A 263-nucleotide genomic window follows, 5' to 3' on the forward strand; every position below is an offset into this window, starting at 1 on the left:
GGCATAGAGTGGTCAGGCTATGCGATACGTACGGAGATTGATGTCAGCGAACACCCAGCGGTAATCACGGCCCAGCACCAGCTGACTGCTTGGGTCAATAATTTGCTGACCGTAAATGGCAAGAAGGCACACACTCTGGAACACTGGCTACAGTGGCACGATATCCCCGTGGAGCTGTACGATTATTCATCGGAGCAGCAACGCCGGCTCATGCGCATGACGCGTGTCGCGTGGTGCCGCTGGATGAAGGAGCAAGTGTGAAG

Annotated in this window: 1 protein-coding gene; it reads left to right on the top strand. The window is 55.5% G+C overall.

Annotated features, from left to right (window positions below):
• A partial coding sequence (locus AC1RPV_RS07960; RefSeq protein WP_481764230.1) for a hypothetical protein occupies positions 1-261 on the top strand: 261 nt, incomplete at its 5' end.
• Positions 262-263: the final 2 nt, after the last annotated feature.

The sequence above is a fragment of the Dellaglioa sp. CoH-55-MRSF-9 genome (assembly GCF_056782155.1).